Source organism: Caenimonas koreensis DSM 17982 (genome assembly GCF_009646335.1).
Classification (GTDB): Bacteria; Pseudomonadota; Gammaproteobacteria; order Burkholderiales; family Burkholderiaceae_C; genus Ramlibacter; species Ramlibacter koreensis.
On sequence record NZ_WJBU01000013.1, the window covers coordinates 34,527 to 52,164 of the forward strand.

General features: G+C 62.8%; 16 protein-coding genes. 7 read left to right on the forward strand and 9 right to left on the reverse strand.

Features of this window, described 5'->3' with window-relative positions:
• Positions 1-91 precede the first annotated feature (91 nt).
• A complete protein-coding gene (locus GHT07_RS14270; RefSeq protein ID WP_194792943.1) occupies positions 92-1,516 on the forward strand; it encodes a class I adenylate-forming enzyme family protein in 1,425 nt (474 codons plus the stop codon).
• On the opposite strand, the gene GHT07_RS14275 is transcribed toward GHT07_RS14270, so the two are convergent.
• From GHT07_RS14275 to GHT07_RS14295, 5 genes are all read right to left on the reverse strand, one after another.
• Positions 1,513-2,487 carry a tripartite tricarboxylate transporter substrate binding protein gene (locus GHT07_RS14275; RefSeq protein ID WP_194792944.1) on the reverse strand — a complete coding sequence of 325 codons (975 nt, stop codon included), beginning with the start codon at positions 2,485-2,487 and terminating at the stop codon, positions 1,513-1,515. The genes GHT07_RS14270 and GHT07_RS14275 overlap by 4 nt on opposite strands.
• A gap of 22 nt (positions 2,488-2,509) precedes the next feature.
• Positions 2,510-3,220, reverse strand: coding sequence for a YebC/PmpR family DNA-binding transcriptional regulator (locus tag GHT07_RS14280; RefSeq protein ID WP_153585777.1), 711 nt, complete (start codon positions 3,218-3,220; stop codon positions 2,510-2,512).
• Positions 3,221-3,235: 15 nt separating this feature from the next.
• Complete coding sequence (locus GHT07_RS14285) at positions 3,236-3,610, reverse strand: FKBP-type peptidyl-prolyl cis-trans isomerase (protein WP_228488359.1); 375 nt, start codon at positions 3,608-3,610, stop codon at positions 3,236-3,238.
• A gap of 153 nt (positions 3,611-3,763) precedes the next feature.
• A complete protein-coding gene (locus GHT07_RS14290) occupies positions 3,764-4,264 on the reverse strand; it encodes a hypothetical protein (RefSeq protein ID WP_153585779.1) in 501 nt (166 codons plus the stop codon).
• A gap of 101 nt (positions 4,265-4,365) precedes the next feature.
• The gene (locus GHT07_RS14295) at positions 4,366-5,172 is read right to left on the reverse strand and encodes a glutathione S-transferase family protein (protein WP_153585780.1); all 807 of its coding nucleotides are present in this window, start codon (positions 5,170-5,172) and stop codon (positions 4,366-4,368) included.
• 170 nt (positions 5,173-5,342) lie between these two features.
• Between GHT07_RS14295 and GHT07_RS14300 the strand changes: the two genes are divergently transcribed.
• Complete coding sequence (locus GHT07_RS14300; protein ID WP_153585781.1) at positions 5,343-5,936, forward strand: 3-keto-disaccharide hydrolase; 594 nt, start codon at positions 5,343-5,345, stop codon at positions 5,934-5,936.
• 13 nt (positions 5,937-5,949) lie between these two features.
• Here GHT07_RS14300 and GHT07_RS14305 read toward each other — a convergent pair whose 3' ends face one another.
• Both GHT07_RS14305 and GHT07_RS14310 read right to left on the reverse strand, forming a co-directional pair.
• The gene (locus GHT07_RS14305; RefSeq protein ID WP_153585782.1) at positions 5,950-7,170 is read right to left on the reverse strand and encodes a saccharopine dehydrogenase family protein; all 1,221 of its coding nucleotides are present in this window, start codon (positions 7,168-7,170) and stop codon (positions 5,950-5,952) included.
• A 20-nt stretch (positions 7,171-7,190) separates the two neighbouring features.
• Positions 7,191-8,459, reverse strand: coding sequence for an NRAMP family divalent metal transporter (locus tag GHT07_RS14310; protein ID WP_153585783.1), 1,269 nt, complete (start codon positions 8,457-8,459; stop codon positions 7,191-7,193).
• 23 nt (positions 8,460-8,482) lie between these two features.
• Between GHT07_RS14310 and ybaL the strand changes: the two genes are divergently transcribed.
• A complete protein-coding gene (gene ybaL, locus GHT07_RS14315) occupies positions 8,483-10,192 on the forward strand; it encodes a YbaL family putative K(+) efflux transporter (RefSeq protein WP_323740943.1) in 1,710 nt (569 codons plus the stop codon).
• Between the two features lie 285 nt (positions 10,193-10,477).
• On the forward strand, positions 10,478-11,626 hold the full coding sequence (locus GHT07_RS14320; RefSeq protein ID WP_153585784.1) for a hypothetical protein: 1,149 nt from the start codon (positions 10,478-10,480) through the stop codon (positions 11,624-11,626).
• Positions 11,627-11,656: 30 nt separating this feature from the next.
• Here GHT07_RS14320 and GHT07_RS14325 read toward each other — a convergent pair whose 3' ends face one another.
• Both GHT07_RS14325 and GHT07_RS14330 read right to left on the reverse strand, forming a co-directional pair.
• Positions 11,657-12,187 (reverse strand): hypothetical protein, encoded by a 531-nt coding sequence (locus GHT07_RS14325; protein ID WP_153585785.1) that lies wholly within the window; start codon positions 12,185-12,187, stop codon positions 11,657-11,659.
• 906 nt (positions 12,188-13,093) lie between these two features.
• Positions 13,094-13,585 carry a CesT family type III secretion system chaperone gene (locus tag GHT07_RS14330; protein WP_194792945.1) on the reverse strand — a complete coding sequence of 164 codons (492 nt, stop codon included), beginning with the start codon at positions 13,583-13,585 and terminating at the stop codon, positions 13,094-13,096.
• 225 nt (positions 13,586-13,810) lie between these two features.
• Here GHT07_RS14330 and GHT07_RS14335 point away from each other — a divergent pair, with 225 nt between their 5' ends.
• From GHT07_RS14335 to GHT07_RS14345, 3 genes are all read left to right on the forward strand, one after another.
• On the forward strand, positions 13,811-15,130 hold the full coding sequence (locus GHT07_RS14335; protein WP_153585787.1) for a hypothetical protein: 1,320 nt from the start codon (positions 13,811-13,813) through the stop codon (positions 15,128-15,130).
• A 528-nt stretch (positions 15,131-15,658) separates the two neighbouring features.
• Positions 15,659-17,131, forward strand: coding sequence for a hypothetical protein (locus tag GHT07_RS14340; RefSeq protein WP_153585788.1), 1,473 nt, complete (start codon positions 15,659-15,661; stop codon positions 17,129-17,131).
• A gap of 71 nt (positions 17,132-17,202) precedes the next feature.
• Positions 17,203-17,538 carry a GlsB/YeaQ/YmgE family stress response membrane protein gene (locus GHT07_RS14345; protein WP_153585789.1) on the forward strand — a complete coding sequence of 112 codons (336 nt, stop codon included), beginning with the start codon at positions 17,203-17,205 and terminating at the stop codon, positions 17,536-17,538.
• Positions 17,539-17,638 lie beyond the last annotated feature (100 nt).

Sequence of the window (17,638 nt, forward strand, 5' to 3'; positions counted from 1 at the left end):
GCCAGTTATAGGCTTGTCCGGGCGCCGTGTCTTCCTCCGGATTGAGGAGGTGTCGTCAGGCGCGCGCGTGCCTTCGGCTATGCTCTTTTGCATGCCCCACCTGATTGATTTCCTCGCCTTTCGTGCCCAGCTCGACCCTGCCGGCGTTGCCATCCAGACGCCGACAACGGCGCTCACGTGGAGGCGCTCGTTCAGGCTGGTGCTGGGCGTTGCCAAGCGGCTGCGCGCGCTTGGCATGCAGCCGGGGCAGGTCGCCATCACGGCCTTGCGCAACCCCGAAGTTGACTGGATCGTGACGCTCGCGCTGTTCCATGAAGCGGCGGTGAGCTGCTCAAACCACAGCGTTGACGCGTTGCCGCCCACAGTCAAGCCTGATTGGCTCATTACCGATCGTGCCCGCGAAAAGCTGGAGGCAGGCCACACTGTGCTGATCGACAGCGACTGGCTCTCGGCGGCACTTGCGGATTCCGGGCCGGTCGAGCCGCGCGACTACGCCTCGCCCGATTCCGTGGCGCGACTCGTTCTCACGAGCGGCACGACGGGGCGCAGCAAGGCGGTGGGCTTGAGCATCAGGCACATCCTGGGCCGCGCCGACCGCGGCATGGTGCTGCGTGGTGCGCACACAGCCGTCTGCACGCTGGGTATCGGCACAGCCGCTGCCCTGAACTTCGCCGTGACGTGCCTGGTCACGGGCGCGCCCTACCTGGTCGGCAAGACACTGCAGGACTTCCTCGACATGGCACGTCAGCACAAGGTGCAAGGCGTGATGAGCACCCCTGCGCAGCTGGCCGGCCTGGTCGATTTGCTGGAGCGGGACAAGGAGCCGCTTCGTGGCGTGGACATCGTGCGCAGCGGCGGCGGGTCTTTGTCGCGAGCGCTCGTGGAGCGCATCGGGCGCAACATCACCGGCAACATCCTGGCGCTGTACGGCTCGACCGAAACCTTCGGCATGTGTGCGTTCAAGCCAACGGTCCATACCGATCCCGCGACGGTCGGCTTTGCGGCGCCCACCTCGTTTGTCGAAGTGGTGGATGCCAATGGAAAGCCGCTTCCCGCCAACGAGGAAGGTGTGGTGCGCGTCCGGACCACGGACATGGTGGCGGGCTACTACGGCGATGAAGCGGAAACGGCGCGCTCGTTCAGGGACGGCTGGTTCTACCCCGGCGACCGTGGCGCGATCGACGCAAATGGCTGCCTCACGCTCGCCGGCCGCGAAGGCGACATGCTCAATATCGGCGGCGTGAAGATCGACCCCGCGCCGCTCGACCGCTTGCTGGCCGAGGCGCCCGGCATCAAAGACGCCGCCGTCTTCGTGACGACCAACAAGTCCGGCGCCGAGCGGCTTGCGGCTGCCATCGTGGCCGGACCGGACTTCGACCTGCCGGCGCTCCGGCACTGGCTTGCCGACAAGCAGCCGAAGAACGGGCCGAAGATCGTGCTGAAGGTCGACGCCATCCCGCGCAACGCGATGGGCAAGGTGATGCGCAGGCTGCTGACGGAACGCTTCGTGCGCTAGATCAGCTTGAGCTTTTGCAGCAGGCTGCGATAGCGCCGCGCTTCCTCATCGACAAAGCGGCGCGTCTGCGCCCGCCCGCGGAAGGCCACTTCCTGGCCCGACTGGACGATCGCCTCTGAATACGCCTTGTCATGCAGCACGGCTGACATCAGTCGTTCGAGATCGGCCATGCGTGCTTCGGGCGTGCCCCTGGGCGCAAAGACACCAAACCAGCCCTGGATGTCGAAGGGGCCGAAACCCTGGGCCGGCACGGTGCGATAGCGCGGCTCGGCCGCGAGCGGCTTGTTGGCCAGCACGGCCAGCACCTTGGCCCGGTTGGCGCCTTGCAGCTGCGAGCCCATGAGGCCAAACGCCTGTATGCCCAGCTGCACGCGGCCTTCCGCTACGTCGATGTAAGCCTGCATCGTGTTGCGGTAGGGCACATGCAGCCCGCGAATGCCGAGCGTCTGCAAGAGGCTTTCAGCCGCAACATGGTTGGCGCTGCCGATGTCGTTGGCGATGTATGAGAGGGGCTCGGCCTGCGTCCTGGCGAAGGCGCGCAGCTCTTCCAGGTCGTTCGCCGGGAAATCCTTGCCCGCAAAAAGCACCATCGGCGACGCCGACATGGTGCAGACCGGCGTGAAGTCAGTGACGGGATCGAACTCCAGCGCCGGCTTGGCAAGCAGCGGTGTGGCGCAGATCAGGCCCGAATAACCCCAGAGCAGGGTGCGGCCGTCAGCGCTCTTGCGCAGCACCTGGCGCGCGGCGAGCGCGCCACTCGCACCTGGGACGTTCTCGATGACCCATGCTTCCCCGGTGGCGTCCGCCAACTGCATTCCCATCTTGCGCGCGAGCAGGTCGGCGACGCTGCCTGCGGACATGGGAACGACAAAAGTGTTGGTGGCGCCGGGCTGCGGCGACTGGGCGAAGGCGCCGGCTGCGCTGGAAGCGGCGGCTGCAAGTGCGGTGCGGCGCGTCAGCAGGAAGGACATGATGGCTTTCTGGTGTTGAGTCCTAGCCGGCCAGACCGACGAAAACATTCTGCACATCGTCGTGCGCGTCGATGGCGGCAAGAAATGCCTCGACTTCTTCCAGCTTTTCGGGCGCGAGGCTGGCCGGATCGATCGGGTTCTTGGGCTTGTAACCCAGCTTGGCGGACAGCACCGTGAAGCCCTGGGCGGGCAGGGCGCGGCTGACGATGTCGAGATCGGTCGCGTCCGTGATGAAGATCGTGGTGCCGTCTTCGCCCGGCTCGAAATCCTGCGCGCCTGCTTCGATGGCGGCGACTTCAGCGTCGGCATCCGGCCTGGCGGGTTCCGCCTCGATCAGGCCGACATGATTGAAGTCCCACGACACCGAACCGGATGTGCCCAGCTGGCCGCTGCGAAACAGCACGCGCATCTCCGGCGCGGTGCGCTTCAAGTTGTCGGTCAGGCACTCGACCATCACCGGCACCTGGTGCGGCGCAAAGCCCTCATAGATCACATGCTCGAAATTCACCGCCTCACCTGTGAGGCCTGCCCCCTTCTTGATGGCGCGATCGAGTGTTTCCTTGGGCATGGACACCTTGCGCGCCTGCTCCACGACCAGCCGCAGCCGCGAGTTGCTTGCGGGGTCGGCACCGTTGCGTGCGGCGACCATGATGTCTTTGGCGAGACGGCCAAACAGCTTGCCGCGTGCGTCTGCAGCCTGTGCCTTGCCTTTTGCTTTCCATTGCGCGCCCATGAGCGTTCTTCCTTGTTATTTGGTGACCGAGATCAGTTCCACTTCGAACTGCAGCGTGGCATTCGGCGGTATCACGCCGCCGCCCGCGCCCTTTTCGCCGTAGGCGATTGCAGGCGGGCAGGTCAGGCGCGCCTTGCCGCCCGGCTTGATCATCTGCACGCCTTCGGTCCAGCACTTGATCACACGGTTCAGCGGGAACTCGGTGGGCTCGCCGCGCTTGTAGGAGCTGTCGAACTCCTTGCCATCCATGAACGTGCCGCGGTAGTGCACTTTGACTGTGTCGGTCGCTGCGGGCGGCGTGCCTGAGCCTTCTTTCAGCGATTGATAGACCAGCCCGCTGGCAGTGGTCACGGGCGGCGGTGTGACCGGTGTGGTCGTGCAGGCCGCCATGAGCAGGGTGATGGCGGCGAGTGCGGGAAAGGTGGACAGGCGCATGTGATCCGTTGCCTTGAACTTGAATGGACGATGCGCTGAATTTACCTTGAAGACGGCAGGCCAAAAAAAACAGGCCCCGCAGGGCCTGTTGATCAGTCTGGCAGCGCCTTAGCGGCCGTCGTGGTCAGAGTCGCCAGGAATGGCGCGTTCAACGCGGTTCCAGGCAGCGCGCGATGCGTCCTTTGCTTCTTCCCAGACCAGGCGTGACGAGCCCTTGGTGCGCTCGTATTCGTTGCGCATGTTCGCCTCGTGCGTCTCGAACGTTTCGCCAGCGGCGCCGGCACGCTCCCAGCCGGAGTAGCCGGTGCGATAGGCCGGCGCGTAGTCGTCGTACGTGTAGCCTGGCTTGTAGCCGGGCGTCTTCGTGTAGTTGTCGCGCCAGTACGTCTCTTCAGCCGTGGGGTTCACGCTTTCGCCGGCGCCCTTGCCGGCAAGGCCGCCAGCAATCGCGCCAACGGCGCCGCCGATGACTGCGCCGACTGGGCCGCCCATGGAGCCGATAGCTGCGCCTGCGGCCGCGCCGCCTGCTGCGCCCAAGCCGGTGCCGACCGGATGTGCGCCAGCTGCGCCGGTGATGGGATCTGCATTCGTGGGATTTTTGTCTGACATGTTGGTCTCCTGTGGATGAAGACGCCAGCGTGATTTGCGCGCACGAGGTGAGCTGTCAGACAGCGCCGCACCACCTCGTCAGACGGTGCAATTGGCGCGGCTCAGCTTGGCGCGACAAGCCCGAGCTGCGCGTCGGTCGCTGCGGGGCCGTACTTGTCGTGCGGCGGCCAGGGCCTTGTCTTCCACGAAGGCGAGAAGGCGAAGGACGAAACCGTGCGCCCAGGCAGGGGTGCGCCGTTGCCCGCGCCGCGTGCGTAGTCGTAGTACAGCTTGACGATCTCTTCTCGCGTGACTTGCTGCGCGGCCGGATGCGCGATGCACGCTTGCACCCATTGGGCAACGCGGGTGTAGCGCGCATCACCGGCAGGCAGCTCGAAGCCTTCGTAGTACTCGTTGAACCAGAAGCGCATGAACATCGGGGTGAACACGCATTCGGCCCAGCCGAATTCCTCGAACAGGAACGAATCGCCCGTTGAGTGATGCGAGAGAAAGTCACTCAGCCGCGCGTAGATCGCGAGCAGGCTCTCATGCAGCTTGCCGCGTCGCGTGGCGTCCTGGTTCATCACCAGCGTGTAGCCGGCTGTGGTGAATTCACCTTCCATGCGGCACAGCATGTTTTCAACCGCGCGGCGGTAAGGGTCGCGCTGGGCCACCGGCTTTTCGGGCAGCGTCTCGTCCAGGTATTGCAGCAGCACCATGCTTTCCTTGAGCACGTGGCCATCAGCCAGTTCCATGATGGGCAGCGCCGTGGTGCCGCGCGAGAGCTGCAGCAAGCGTTCGGGCCGTGGCCTGGTGATGTCGACAACCTGGAACTGCACGGCGTCGCGTTTGCCTTTGAGCGCCAGCAGAATTTCAAGCCGCTGGCTGAAGGGGCAGACGGGGATGTGGTAGACGAGGGGCAAGGTCATGTGGTTGACTGTAGCGGCATGCAGGTGGCGTCGATGACTCGCTTGAAAGCCTGCGTGCGGCAGCGCATCCATTCCTTGCGTCGTGCGGCTTGAATTCACCCACTTAGGGCTGCCCGCCTTGACGCGTGGGTGCCGCACCGCTTCAATGGCCGGACAACAAGGAGACAATCATGCGTTCAATTTCTCTCGGCCTGGCCGCTGCAGCCATCTTGCTCACAGGCTGCGCGTCCATGCAGTCGTCAGGCTGGCAAACGCTGATCGACGGCGCGCGCGGCATGGACAACTTCACCACGGTGGGCAGCGCCAACTGGCGTGTGGAAGGCGACGCGATCATGGCCGACAAGCGCGCAGGCACAGATGGCCTGCATTTCCTTGCCACGAAGAACACCTACAAAGACTTTCACATCCGCGCCGAATTCTGGGTCAGTGACGATGCGAACAGTGGCCTGTACTTGCGCTGCTCCGATGTGCGGCCAATGACGGACCGCACCTGCCACGAAGCCAACATCTTCGACAAGCGCCCAGACCCGAGCTACGCGACAGGTGCCATCGTGTGGCTCGCCAAAGCGCCGCAGCCTGGGCCCAAAACCGGCGGCCAGTGGAACGTGATGGAAGTGGTCGCCAAAGGCACGAGCATGATCGTGACGCTCAATGGCGTGCAGACGGCGCAGTCCAACGAAGCACGCGACGTGGGCGGCGTGATCGGGCTTCAGTACGCAGGCGGTGTCGTGAAGTTCCGCAAGGTGCAAGTCAAGCCGCTTTGATGCGCCGGGCGGCTCAGCGGTCGATCGTGAAGGTCAGGCCCGCATTGGCCTGCAGCCGCCGCACCAGCGCCATGCCCATTGCTGCGCCTGCTGTCCACACGCCACCGGGTGTTTGGGTGCGATTCACATCGTTCACCAAGCACAGCGCGCTCTCCGCAATCATCTTGGATGTAGAGCCGTAACCCGGGTCGCGGTCACCCGTGACCACGGCGCGCAGCGTGTCCCCTTTGGATGTCTGGCCGATAAACAGCAGCTCAAAGCGGCCCGTCTCGCGCTGGTGCTGATTGGGCCCTTCACCGGGCTTGGGCAGCGCAAAGCGGCGCAGCAGGCCGCGCGTCGGGCCGAACCCGAGAGCGATGTTCTGCGCGCGTGTGGCCAGCACCATGTTCTTTGCGCGGCGCTGGCCGACCGGGCCGTCGCCCGTCATCATTCGCTCGTCGTACAGAAAGTCCCGGCCCCACGGATGATTGCGCAGCGCATTGGTGCGGTGCACGTTCTTGGTATTGATCGCGGCCATGATGAACGGGCCCGTCCATGACTTCGCCAGCTCGTCGTACTTTGCCGATTCACCTTCCGGCTGCTTCGGCCCGCGAAAGCCCGGTGTGAGCGCAAAGGGATCGACCATGGTGCGGGCCAATGACGGGTCGCGGCTGATCGCCTCCAGCGTTTCCAGCAAGCTCGCCACCGTGCCGCCCGAAGGCCCGCCTTTGATCTTGCGCACGCGCCCGCGCACGCTCGAAAGCGGCATGCCGAAGCGGCGCGTAGCTTCCTCCTGCAGGAACACGACGCCCAAGTCGAACGGAATCGAATCGAAGCCGCACGAGAACACGATGCGCGCGCCGCTGCGGCTGGCGGGGGGCTGCAGCACGCCAATCATCTTTGCCATCCAGGCCGGCTCGCCGCACAGGTCCACATAATCAGTACCGGCCTTGGCACAGGCCTCGACCAGGGGTTCGCCATACATCTGGTACGGCCCGACGGTGGTGATGATCACCTTCGCCTGCGCAACGAGGTCTGCGAGCGCAGCAGGGTCCGATGCGTCGGCCACCAGCAAGGGCAGGGCGGCGTCTGCGCCGATCTCGTCACGCACCCGCGCGAGCTTGTCGCGGCTGCGTCCGGCCATGGCCCAGGCAACACTGCCGGCGACGCCGTAGGTGGTGTTGAGATATTCAGCGACGAGCCGGCCCGTGAAGCCGGTAGCGCCGAAGATGATGATGTCAAAGCGTCTTGTCATCCGCAATCCTTGCAGGGGTGTCAGGCCATCGTAGCGAACATGGCGACAACCGCTATCGCCATCACGACGGCGGTCGCCCAGCCAGCGCGCCGCAAACGCGCTGAAATGACGAAACTGCCCATCACCTTGCTGTCTGCGGCCATCAACAACATCACCACCATGATTGGCACCGAGATCACGCCGTTGATCACAGCGCTCCAGAACAGGGCCTTGATCGGATCGACTGGCAGGAAGCCAATAGCCACACCCAGCAGCGTTGCAACGGCGATCACTGAATAAAACCCCTTCGCTTGGCCGGGCTGCAACTCCAGGCTGTTGCGCCAGCCGAATGTGCCTGCGATGGCATAAGCGGCCGAGCCTGCGAGCACCGGTATGGCAAGCATGCCTGTGCCGATGATGCCCAGGCCAAAAAGAATGAAGGCGAATTCGCCTGCAATGGGGCGCAGCGCCGTCGCGGCCTGCGCTGATGTCTGTATGTCGGTCACGCCTTGAGCATGCAGCGTCACTGCGGTCGTGAGCACGATGAAGAACGCGATCAGGTTGGAGAACCCCATGCCCACCATCGTGTCGAGCTTGATGCGGCGAAAGTTCTCCGGCGCCTGTCTGGGCATATTGACCAGCGGCATTGCGCCGGGCGTTGCGCGCAGGTCCTCTACCTCTTCTGACGCCTGCCAGAAGAAGAGGTAGGGGCTGATCGTCGTGCCGAACACCGCGACGAGTGTCGTCACGTACCCGGCGCTGAACACCAGGTGCGGCCACAACGTATTGCGCAGCACATCAAGCCACGAGATGCGCACAGCGAACACGACACCCACATAGGCGAAGAGTGCGAGCGTCAGCCACTTCAACACGCGAACGTAGCTGTGATAGGGCACGAACACCTGCAGCACCAAGGACAACACGCCGAATGCGATGGTGTAGAGGTGGGTCGGCCCACCGATGAGCAGCGTGACTGCATCGCCCATCGCTGACACGTCAGCCGCGATGTTGATCGTGTTTGCCACCAGCAGCAGCGACACCGTGGCGTACAGCAGCCACGCCGGATAGTGGCGGCGGATGTTCGTTGCCAGCCCATGCCCCGTGACGCGGCCGATGCGCGCGCTGACGATCTGGATGGACACCATCAGCGGATAGGTCAGCAGGATCGTCCAGAGCAAGCCGAAGCCGAACTGCGCGCCCGCCTGCGAGTAAGTGGCGATGCCGCTCGGGTCGTCATCAGCAGCGCCAGTGATCAGGCCCGGGCCCATCTTGCTCATCCACGATTGGCTGGACTGGGGCGCAAAAGTCATGCGTGCCAGTCTAGACTCAAAGCGTGCACCACTCGATCCCACTCATCACAACGCTTGCGGCCGCGTTTGCGCTGGCTCTTCTGTTCGGCTTCATCGCGGCGCGGCTGAAGCTGCCTGCGCTCGTGGGCTACCTCATTGCGGGCATCGTGATTGGCCCTGCCACGCCGGGCTTTGTGGCAGACGTGAAGATCGCCGGCGAACTCGCTGAGATCGGCGTGATGCTGCTCATGTTTGGCGTGGGGCTGCACTTCTCGGTGTCTGACCTGATGTCGGTCAAGAAAATCGCGGTGCCCGGTGCCGTGCTGCAGATCGCAGTGGCCACGGCCATGGGCGCGGCGGCGGGTTGGGCCTGGGGCTGGTCGCTCGGCGGCGCGCTGGTGTTTGGCCTGGCGCTGTCAGTGGCCAGCACAGTGGTGCTGTTGCGCGCGCTCGAAGCGCGCGGCGTGCTCGAGACTGCCAACGGCCGTATTGCAGTCGGCTGGCTCGTGGTGGAAGACCTCGCGATGGTGCTCGTGCTGGTGCTGTTGCCGCCGCTCGCCGGCCTGGCAGGCGGCAAGGAAGCGGTGAGCATCGACTTGTGGATCACCATCGGCAAGACGCTGCTGCAAGTGGCCTTGTTCATCGCGCTGATGCTGGTGGTGGGCCGCAGGTTGTTTCCATGGGTGCTGTGGCAAGTGACGCGCACCGGCTCGCGCGAGTTGTTCACGCTCAGCGTGATTGCGGCGGCGGTGAGCATTGCGTACGGCGCAGCCATCTTGTTTGGCGTGTCGTTTGCGCTGGGTGCGTTCTTTGCCGGTATGGTGCTGCGCGAATCGAAGTTCAGCCATCGCGCCGCGGAAGAGACGCTGCCCCTGCGTGACGCGTTCTCGGTTTTGTTCTTCGTGTCGGTCGGCATGCTGTTCGATCCGCGCGTGCTCGTCGACAGCCCGTGGCAGGTGCTGCTCGTGGTGGCGATCATCGTGCTGGGCAAATCGCTCGCGGCAGCGGGGCTGGTGCTGTTGATGCGCTATCCGCTGAATACCGCGTTGTCTGTGTCGGCCAGCCTTGCGCAGATCGGCGAGTTCTCTTTCATCCTGGCTAGCCTGGGTGTGGCGCTCGGCCTGCTGCCGGTGCAGGGCCAGAGCCTGATTCTCGCGGGCGCATTGATTTCGATAGCGATCAATCCGCTTGTGTTTGCTGCTGTAGAGCCAATCCAGCGATGGGTGCGCGGCAAGTCGCCGCGGGCGCGGGAGCTTGAGCGGCGCGACGACCCACTTGCCGAACTGCCGGGCGCGACTGATCGCAAGTTCCTGTCGAACCAGGTGGTGATCGTGGGCTACGGGCGAGTGGGGCGGCAGATCGGCGAGGCGCTTGGCAGGCAGGGCGTGCCTTTCGTGGTCGTGGACGATAACCGCGAGCTGGTCGAGAAACTGCGCGAGCGCGGCCAGGCTGCCGTGTTCGGCGATGCATCTGATGAGGAGACGCTGATCCAGGCGCACATCGCGCAAGCAAGAATGCTCGTGGTGGCCACGCCGCAGACTGTTGGCGTGCACAAGATGTCCGAGACCGCGCGCAAGCTCAATGCCGGCATTGAAGTCGTCGTGCGCAGCCATAACGAAGCCGAGGCGGCGCTGCTCGAACAGGAGAGCGGCGCGCGTGTATTCGTGGGCGAGAGCGAGCTGGCGCGCGCGATGACGCAGCACGTGATGGCGCGCGTTCTTGCCAACAACGGCAGCGAGCGTCGGGCAACCTGACTGCGGCGCTCGCCGGTGTGATCCGTAGGTCTGAGGCACCCTGATTGCGACCTGCCGCTGCCTGGGACGTAGTGCTTCAGTGCTAACATTGTCGGGATGTGGGCTTTCAAGATAAGCCTATTCAATGACATGGGGTGATTGAGCATGCTTACTCTTACTGTTCCATCGTACGCCAGCGCATCACGCGCCAGTAGCAATTACGCAGATTCCTGGGGTCCGATTTTTGACCAATTCGCGACTACGGCTGAGTCCGTCGATGAGGCTCTCGGCGAAACGATATCCCAAGTGCTGATTGGCGCACTGACCGACGCGTTGAGCTCACGCAAAATTGATCTCACTTTCGAGGGTGATGATGCCGACGCGGTGCGAGGCATGCCGATCGAATCCTGGGAGACTGTAAAAAAAATGTTCGACAAATCTTCGGGCACGGGGCCGATCACTGCAACGCTTGGCTCTGATGTCGTCGAACGGATCGACAGCTTCGATGACACGTTGATAGACGGGCTGCAGTTGGTCGGTGTGAGCGAGGTGAATGTCCACGCGCCAACCACAACGAGCGAGGTACGACTGAATACGGTTTGCGCTCCCAACTCTGGCGAAAAGCCATGGCGACCAAAAGTCACAGTCATACGCACCGAGGCCGGATCATCGCTCAAACACATCTACGTGAACAAAGACACTTCGGTCGAGGGCCGCGGCTTCTCAGGCTTGGGCGTCACCGTCCACCACATGGACGAGCAAGGTCATGAAGTGTGTAGTGGGCCTCTTGAACAAGCGAGAGTTGAACCGGCGTGGAAGCAAGACATTTTTCTGGCGCTCAGCGCCAGTCTTCGCGGCCTTGTGCTGGACCTCTCCAGCTGGACGGATGATCGCGCGCTGCAAGCGCTGAAATTGCAGCCGTGTGATTGGGCGCAGTGGCAGGGTATTGCGGGGGTCGAGCTGAACCTGGTGCTCGTCAGCCCGGAACTGCAGTCAAGCATCCCTTTGATTGAGGGTGTCGATCAGGTCTGCACGACAGATGTTGAGCAAGACTATGACCCGTCGAGTTTCGAGCCGCCGCCGTTGCTTTCCTTGGAAGAGTATGAATTCGCCGCGCAGGAGTCACTGCGACACTTCCTCAAGGCGATGGAGTCGGGTGGTGCGAGCGCGCAGGCACGCCAGTTCAATGTCGAGTTGTTCGAATCGATGATTGGCCGCATTGATCCCGTTGATTCCTTCATCGGTGACAGCAGCAATCCCAACGCACCCACGGTACTGGACCTGGAAACAGATGTTTGCGAAGAGGTTGCCGCAGTCATCCGGACTATCAGGCGCGATGCCTGGAAGGCGCTGTTGGAGCATCCTGAGGCTGCATGCCTGCAGTCAGTGCGCATGAGCGAGGCGCTGGCGCAAGGAGGCCCGTTGCCTATTGCCCTGGCGCAGGTGCGCGCCTGAGGCAAGCCTGATCAGCGCGCGGCACCGCGCTTAGTCGGCGGGCTTACTGCGGGTGCGCAAAGCCCGCATTAACCTGGCACGCGCCTCGCCGCTGGCTGCATCGGAGGCGGGGCCATCGGCAGGTCTGAGTGCTGCGTTGTGCCGCTCCACCGCTGCGGTGATCGCGTCGTGGGTCTTACGGCCGGTAGACACTTCAATCTGCGGCAGGACCAATGTCGTCACAACGCGGTTGCGCATGTTTCTGACTGCGATCGATATCGGGCTTGACCAGGAAATTTTATCGAACGGCTGGACGGTGCTGCTGAGCTCCAGCAGGCTGGCTACCGCCTCTTCCTTCATGTTGATTTCCTTTTCGCTCCCTGGCGTGAAGAACGACCTCATCAGGAGCAGCAACCTGTATGCGGGGGGCACCGCGCCATCGCGAGTGGCTCGGTCCTGCGGGCGTAGCGAATCGAGTTGCACTTCGTTTGCGTATGCATCACACCAGTTGAGGAAGGCGATGATCTCGGGTGAGTATTGCAGCATTTTCTCTACCGCACTGCGGGCTTCGGGGATCTGCATCCATGAATCAAACGCGGCAAGGCGAGTTGGTTGGCCTTCGATGGCCCATGGAAGGTTGTTCCCGAACTGAGTAGGGTCAGCGTGAGCACTGGTGCTGGATGTTGCACTTCGCGGCACGGGGGGAAGCACTGTCGCTGAGAACGACGATGAACCCTGGCCAGTTCCGTCACTGTGAGCAGACGACGTTTCCGATCTTGCGCTTTCCTTCTTTGCACTCTCCAGACGTAGTGCATCCATCTGCCGGCGTTGGGATTGTTCACTCGCAACAGATCTGGGTGAGTCCTCGGAATTTGCAGGACCGTCTGTGGTCACACCAGGCTGGTTGGTGTCGACACGTCTGGCTCTGCTCTGCCCACCAGGCCGCTTCATGATGAAAGCCTTAACGGCTGCCGACGGCTCCGCCGGTTCGCCTTTCACCTCACGCGTGCCGATATCCCCCATGGGTGTGTCTGGGCTATTGCTGCTGGCAAAGGGGTTGGCGCCATGGTGGGGAATGTCCAGGCTTTCGCTGCCACCAGAGGTCGTACTTCGGGTATCGGCGTTCCGGTCCGCAAAGCCTCGATCGCGCGGACTCGTTGCGCTGGCAAAGCTCGCCACTGACAGGGCGCGCCTGGCGGTTGCAAGCGGTATGGGACTGGCAGGTCTCGTCAGGCCCAACAAACTGGAGCTTGACCCAGAACGCGGCAGAAGATGGGGTGATTGAATCCCCGCCTTGACTTGCGTTGCTTCAGCAGCTGCGGATGCTGTCGTTGCAGCGGTTATGGTGCCTTGTGCTTCAGGGCCGGCTTTGCCGTTTGCTGCTGGCAGCGAACCGGGGCTTGTGCGTGGGATGGATGAAGAGCGATCCATGTGGAAACCTTTTGCCGTAAATTGAAAGTGGTGATGTGAAAGCGGTGATGCGCTCGTTCAGGCGAACTGCGAGATATCGCGCGCAGGCGGGTTGTGGGTGAGCAGGGCAGCCTGGCCAACATCGGCATCGACATCGGTCGCATCAGCGTGCCAGCGCTCGACCATCTGGACGCCGCGCTCGATCAACGCGTGCAAGTCGTGAGGCGAGGCATCGAACAGCTGGAACACGTACTGCAAAACGGCTTCGCCCGTGGCGGGATTGCGGCTGAACACCGGCGGGTTGACTTGCAGCAGCACAAAGTTGGCGTCAAGCAAGGCTTGCAGATCGGCGAACGAATCCGGGCCGCTCTGGCCGACCGGGCCGAATTCAAAGAGCACGAAAACGTGGTCAGGGCATGCGTGCGGGCAGTGCACCAGGTTGACCGTGGCGCCGCGTACGACGACGTGAAAGCCGACGCGGCCCAGCGCGTCTTCTCCCAGCGTCGGCGTCGGCACATTGACCAGGTCGCACAGCCCGGCGCACAAATCCTGAAAGCTTGCAACAGCCATGAAAACCCTCAACGAAGTCAGCAATAGTTGGGCCCTTGCCCGCAACCTGAGTGACGCCTGCGGTGACTTCGTTCCATGCGGCTGTTTCATCGCTGATGTCGAACCACAGGAGGCCTGAAAGCAGACCGGGAATCACAAGGTGTCAACAGACTGAAGCACGATGTGGCGCTCTGCGCTTGCGCCATAACATTCACCGCTTCTCTATTTGCATGAAGGGCAAGCGGCATGGGACCGACAACGAATGCAGGCTCAGGCAATCGCGGCAGGCCAGCTGGGACCACGCTGGATTCACTCGCGCAGATGCCACAAGGTGGCACCGTTCCCAACGCGGTGCCGCCTGACAATCAACTGGAATTTCCCGCCGGTGCTGCCACGGTCGCCAGGGCGCTGGCTCCACTGGCTCCACTGGCTCCACTGCAGCGACTCACGCTCTATTCCAAGCGCGACATTGCCGAGTTCCTCTCTACATGGGAGGCGGTGTGGCTCATGTTGGCCTCGAAGGACATGCATGCTGCAATCAAGGATGACCCCTGGCTCAGGCTCTATGAGATAGCGCACTCGTTCGCAAGCCTGGAGTACACGCCGCGCATGCAAGCTGTTGACGCGGAACTTGCAACACTGCGGTGCGAGCGTCAAGCAGACATGGCCACTGAATTGCCCGAAGCGACAGCATTCAGGATCCCGCTTGTCGGCCGCAGTATCACGTTGAAGAAGTCACCGGCAGCAAAGGCGCTCAAGGCAAAGGAGAAGCAGCGATCGGAGCGCGAGCGCGCCTTGAAAGCGCAGAGGGATTTGTTGCCGCGCGAAATCGATGCATTGGTGCCAGGCGTCGAGAGCGTAGTCTTTCACTTTGCGACCGAGCGCCTCGCGGCCGAGCGTCATGAAGGGCCCCGACCCATGCGGCCTGCGGCTGCCGCAGTTTCGCCATTCAATCCGACAAACGTGGCGCCACCCCGGCTCCATGGAGCGATTGAACGTGGCAACGTCGAGCTGGTGCGCGCGTGCTTGCGTGAATACCTTGGCGTGTCTCAGCGCCTGCTGCCCAACGCCGCAAAGGTCGCCTGGCTGCGCGCGCCAAAGGGCATCGCCACGCTTGAAGACTTCGGCTGGCGTCCGTGTGGTGACCTCGAATTGTTGGAGCGGCAACAGTACGAAGCCATTGCCGCCTATGTAGAAGAGATCGTGTCCTCGCCTCGCTTGTCGATTGCCGAAAAGCGGCAGCTGTGCGTCATGCTGGACAGCACTGCTGGGCCAAACCCGCAGGACCGGGTGAACATCGTCCAACTGGCGATCAAAAGCAAAAACCCTGGTGTCGCGTGCGCAGTTCTTCTGGGCATCCACGAGTCGTCTGCGTCTGCTGCGGACAAGCAGGCTTTGATGGCGGACATTGGCGCCTCAACGGCCGGGCTTGTCGGCTGCGTGGATGAGGTGATCGCGGGCTTGGAACTGTACCAGCACCGGGCGCGCGACTGGGTTGACGGCATCACCGCCCGGCTGCATCAACTGAGGTCTGCGGCCCCGGTCATGGGTGAAGCCAAAGTTTGATGCAGCAGCCATGGCACATTGGAACTTCCCAGTTCCGCCGGTTACTCACATGCAGGAATGCTGACGCGCAGCTTGCGACTTGACGTTGACTTTGCGCGCTCGCAGGGCTTCCAAACCTGAGTAAAGGCGATGCGCATGACGTCAGTAGCTAGCAACCATCCCGCGCGACCCAAGCTGCCGGATCGCGCGCCTCCTCTAAGGCCGGATGCCGGTGGCGCCGCGAAGGTATTTGACCCCGCTCGTCCGCTGGCAGGCGCGAGAGTCGAGGCGACACAGCAGCCTTCTGCTGCCGCAGTCGCGGAGCGCGCAGGACAGGAGAGGCAGCCATCGCCTGAGCTCAAACCGCGACTGCGTGACAGGGCTGCTCTGAAAGAGGCCGGCCCACCGCGGCATGACCCGGCATCGCGGCCACAGCTGCCTGCGCAATCGACGGCCCAGCCACAGCAAGAGCTGCGCCTGCAGGCGGAAGCCGCACCGCTGCAGGAGCCATTGCCGCAGCAAGAATCAAGTGCACGACAAGCCGTGGCCGTGAAAGAAATGCCCGTGCGTGCAGACGAAGCAGCCAAGCTGCCCCCTGCACGACGGCTGAACGATCGTGATTTGCTGACGGCCGTCCTCACCGTTCGGCACCAGCCGGCGCTGCAGACCCCTGACGGGTTGGCGCGCCTGTCCCGGCAGCTTGCCACGCATAACTCAGACTTTTCGGCTCTTCCAGGGCGGGACCTGGTTAACCTGTTCGTTTCCCTCCACATGCTCAAGGGTCGGTTAAATGCTGACGCGCTGGTTGCGGAAGTTGATGCAGCAATTGACCGGTGCCTGAAGGAGATCGACGTCGCCAGTCTCATGTTTCTTGTCGAAGAGTCGCGTCACCTGCCTAGGGACGCTCAGCTTGCGCTAGCCACCCAACTTGGGCGCGCCATGCCTGCTATGTTGGAGCGCGTGATGACTGAGCTGGCAGGGCCAATGCTGCAGGGCTTGCAAGACCGCTCGCCAGCGGCAATTTCAAGTGCGGTGGACAAAGCCCGGGATGTCCATGCCAGTCTGGTTCGCCTGGTGGATCCGCAGAGACTCTTCGACGAGGCAGGTATGCAGCGGGAATTTGAAGAAGCTCTCACGCAGGGGTTGCAGGCAGGTGCGGTCAAGGGAAGGGTCCGTGACTTGTCTCCTCTTTTCGTGGGCAAGTCCGCCGTGATGGTGGGCAAGAAGGACACGGACGGCCGGCCGGTATTTGACGAGGCTGGTCAGCGGGTGTTCGACATGGCTCCGATCCTGGTTAATTCGAAGAGTGGGGTTTCAGATGCAGCTCATCGGCCAGTCGATGGGAAGAATCCGAAGAAGGACCATGAAGCGTCGAACGTGCAGCTCATGCATCGTTGTGTCACGTATTCAATGAAGGCGAAATGGACGGAGCCGACTGAGCCAGGCGCACACACCACGACGTCACTCTTCGGAGATGGAAGCGCCAGGCCCACCGGATCCATCAACGACATCAAGCGACTCTATCCCCCCGGCAGGATCGACGCGGAAATGAAGGCCTACCTGGAGTTCCTTGAGAAGTACCACGACATCAAGGCCAATGAGGCCATGACCGGGCACGACGCCCGGGCAGAAGCAGCACTACTGCGACAAACCGCGGCCACATATCATCTGCGGGAGCCCTTCGGTAGCGACGAAGGTGTCTATCGGTTTGAGCTGAAGTATTTCAGCAAGAAGCCTGCGCGCGAGCAGCTGCTTGAGGCGCTTGAGCCGGCGCGAGTCCAGGTTCAGCAGCGGGTGGTTACCCTCGCGAACGCAAGAGCTGCAGTCAATCGAAATACGCAGGAGCGTGACGCCGCGGCCAAGGAGCGTCAGCGCAAGCGCCAAGCTGAGGGGGTGCGAGCTACGCCTGTGCTTTCAACGGCAGCAGCCAGATCGATCGAAAAATACGATGCTCAAAAGCCTCAGCAGCCGCCGTCCACAACGGTGCCGCCGGTAAACGCTCGCGGCAGTGAGCAGTCATAGCGCCGACCACGATGCTTCGAGATTGCAGTACCGCGAAATAAACGCACCGGCTCGGCTGGAACACTGTCACTATGGGCGGGCGTGGCTTCCACGCACAGAAAGCCCTTATCAATACATACATCTGGCTCGCGCTTGGCGCAGCCATCGGCTTCCTCGTTGGCGGGGTGATCAAAAAGGGCACGAAGACTGAACTCATCGAAAGCATCCTGGTGGGCGTGCTCGGCGCGTTCATCGGCGGTGAGTTTCTTGCTGCGCAGTTCAACAGCGGCACGGCCGCGCCGTCTTTTGGCTTCGCGCTGGCACTGGCAGTAGCTACATCGTTCGCGATGCTGGGCGTGCTGGCTATCTTTCGCAAAGCAGTCGGCCCATTGAAGCAGGGCAAGAGCCGCCAGAAAAACCGCGGGTGACTGGCTCGTCATCCCGCAGTTGAGGCAGCGCCCCAGGGGCCTTGATCCGGCGGCCTTGCGGCTGATGGCTGCGCGAGCGGCTGCCCAGCAATTGGAACTT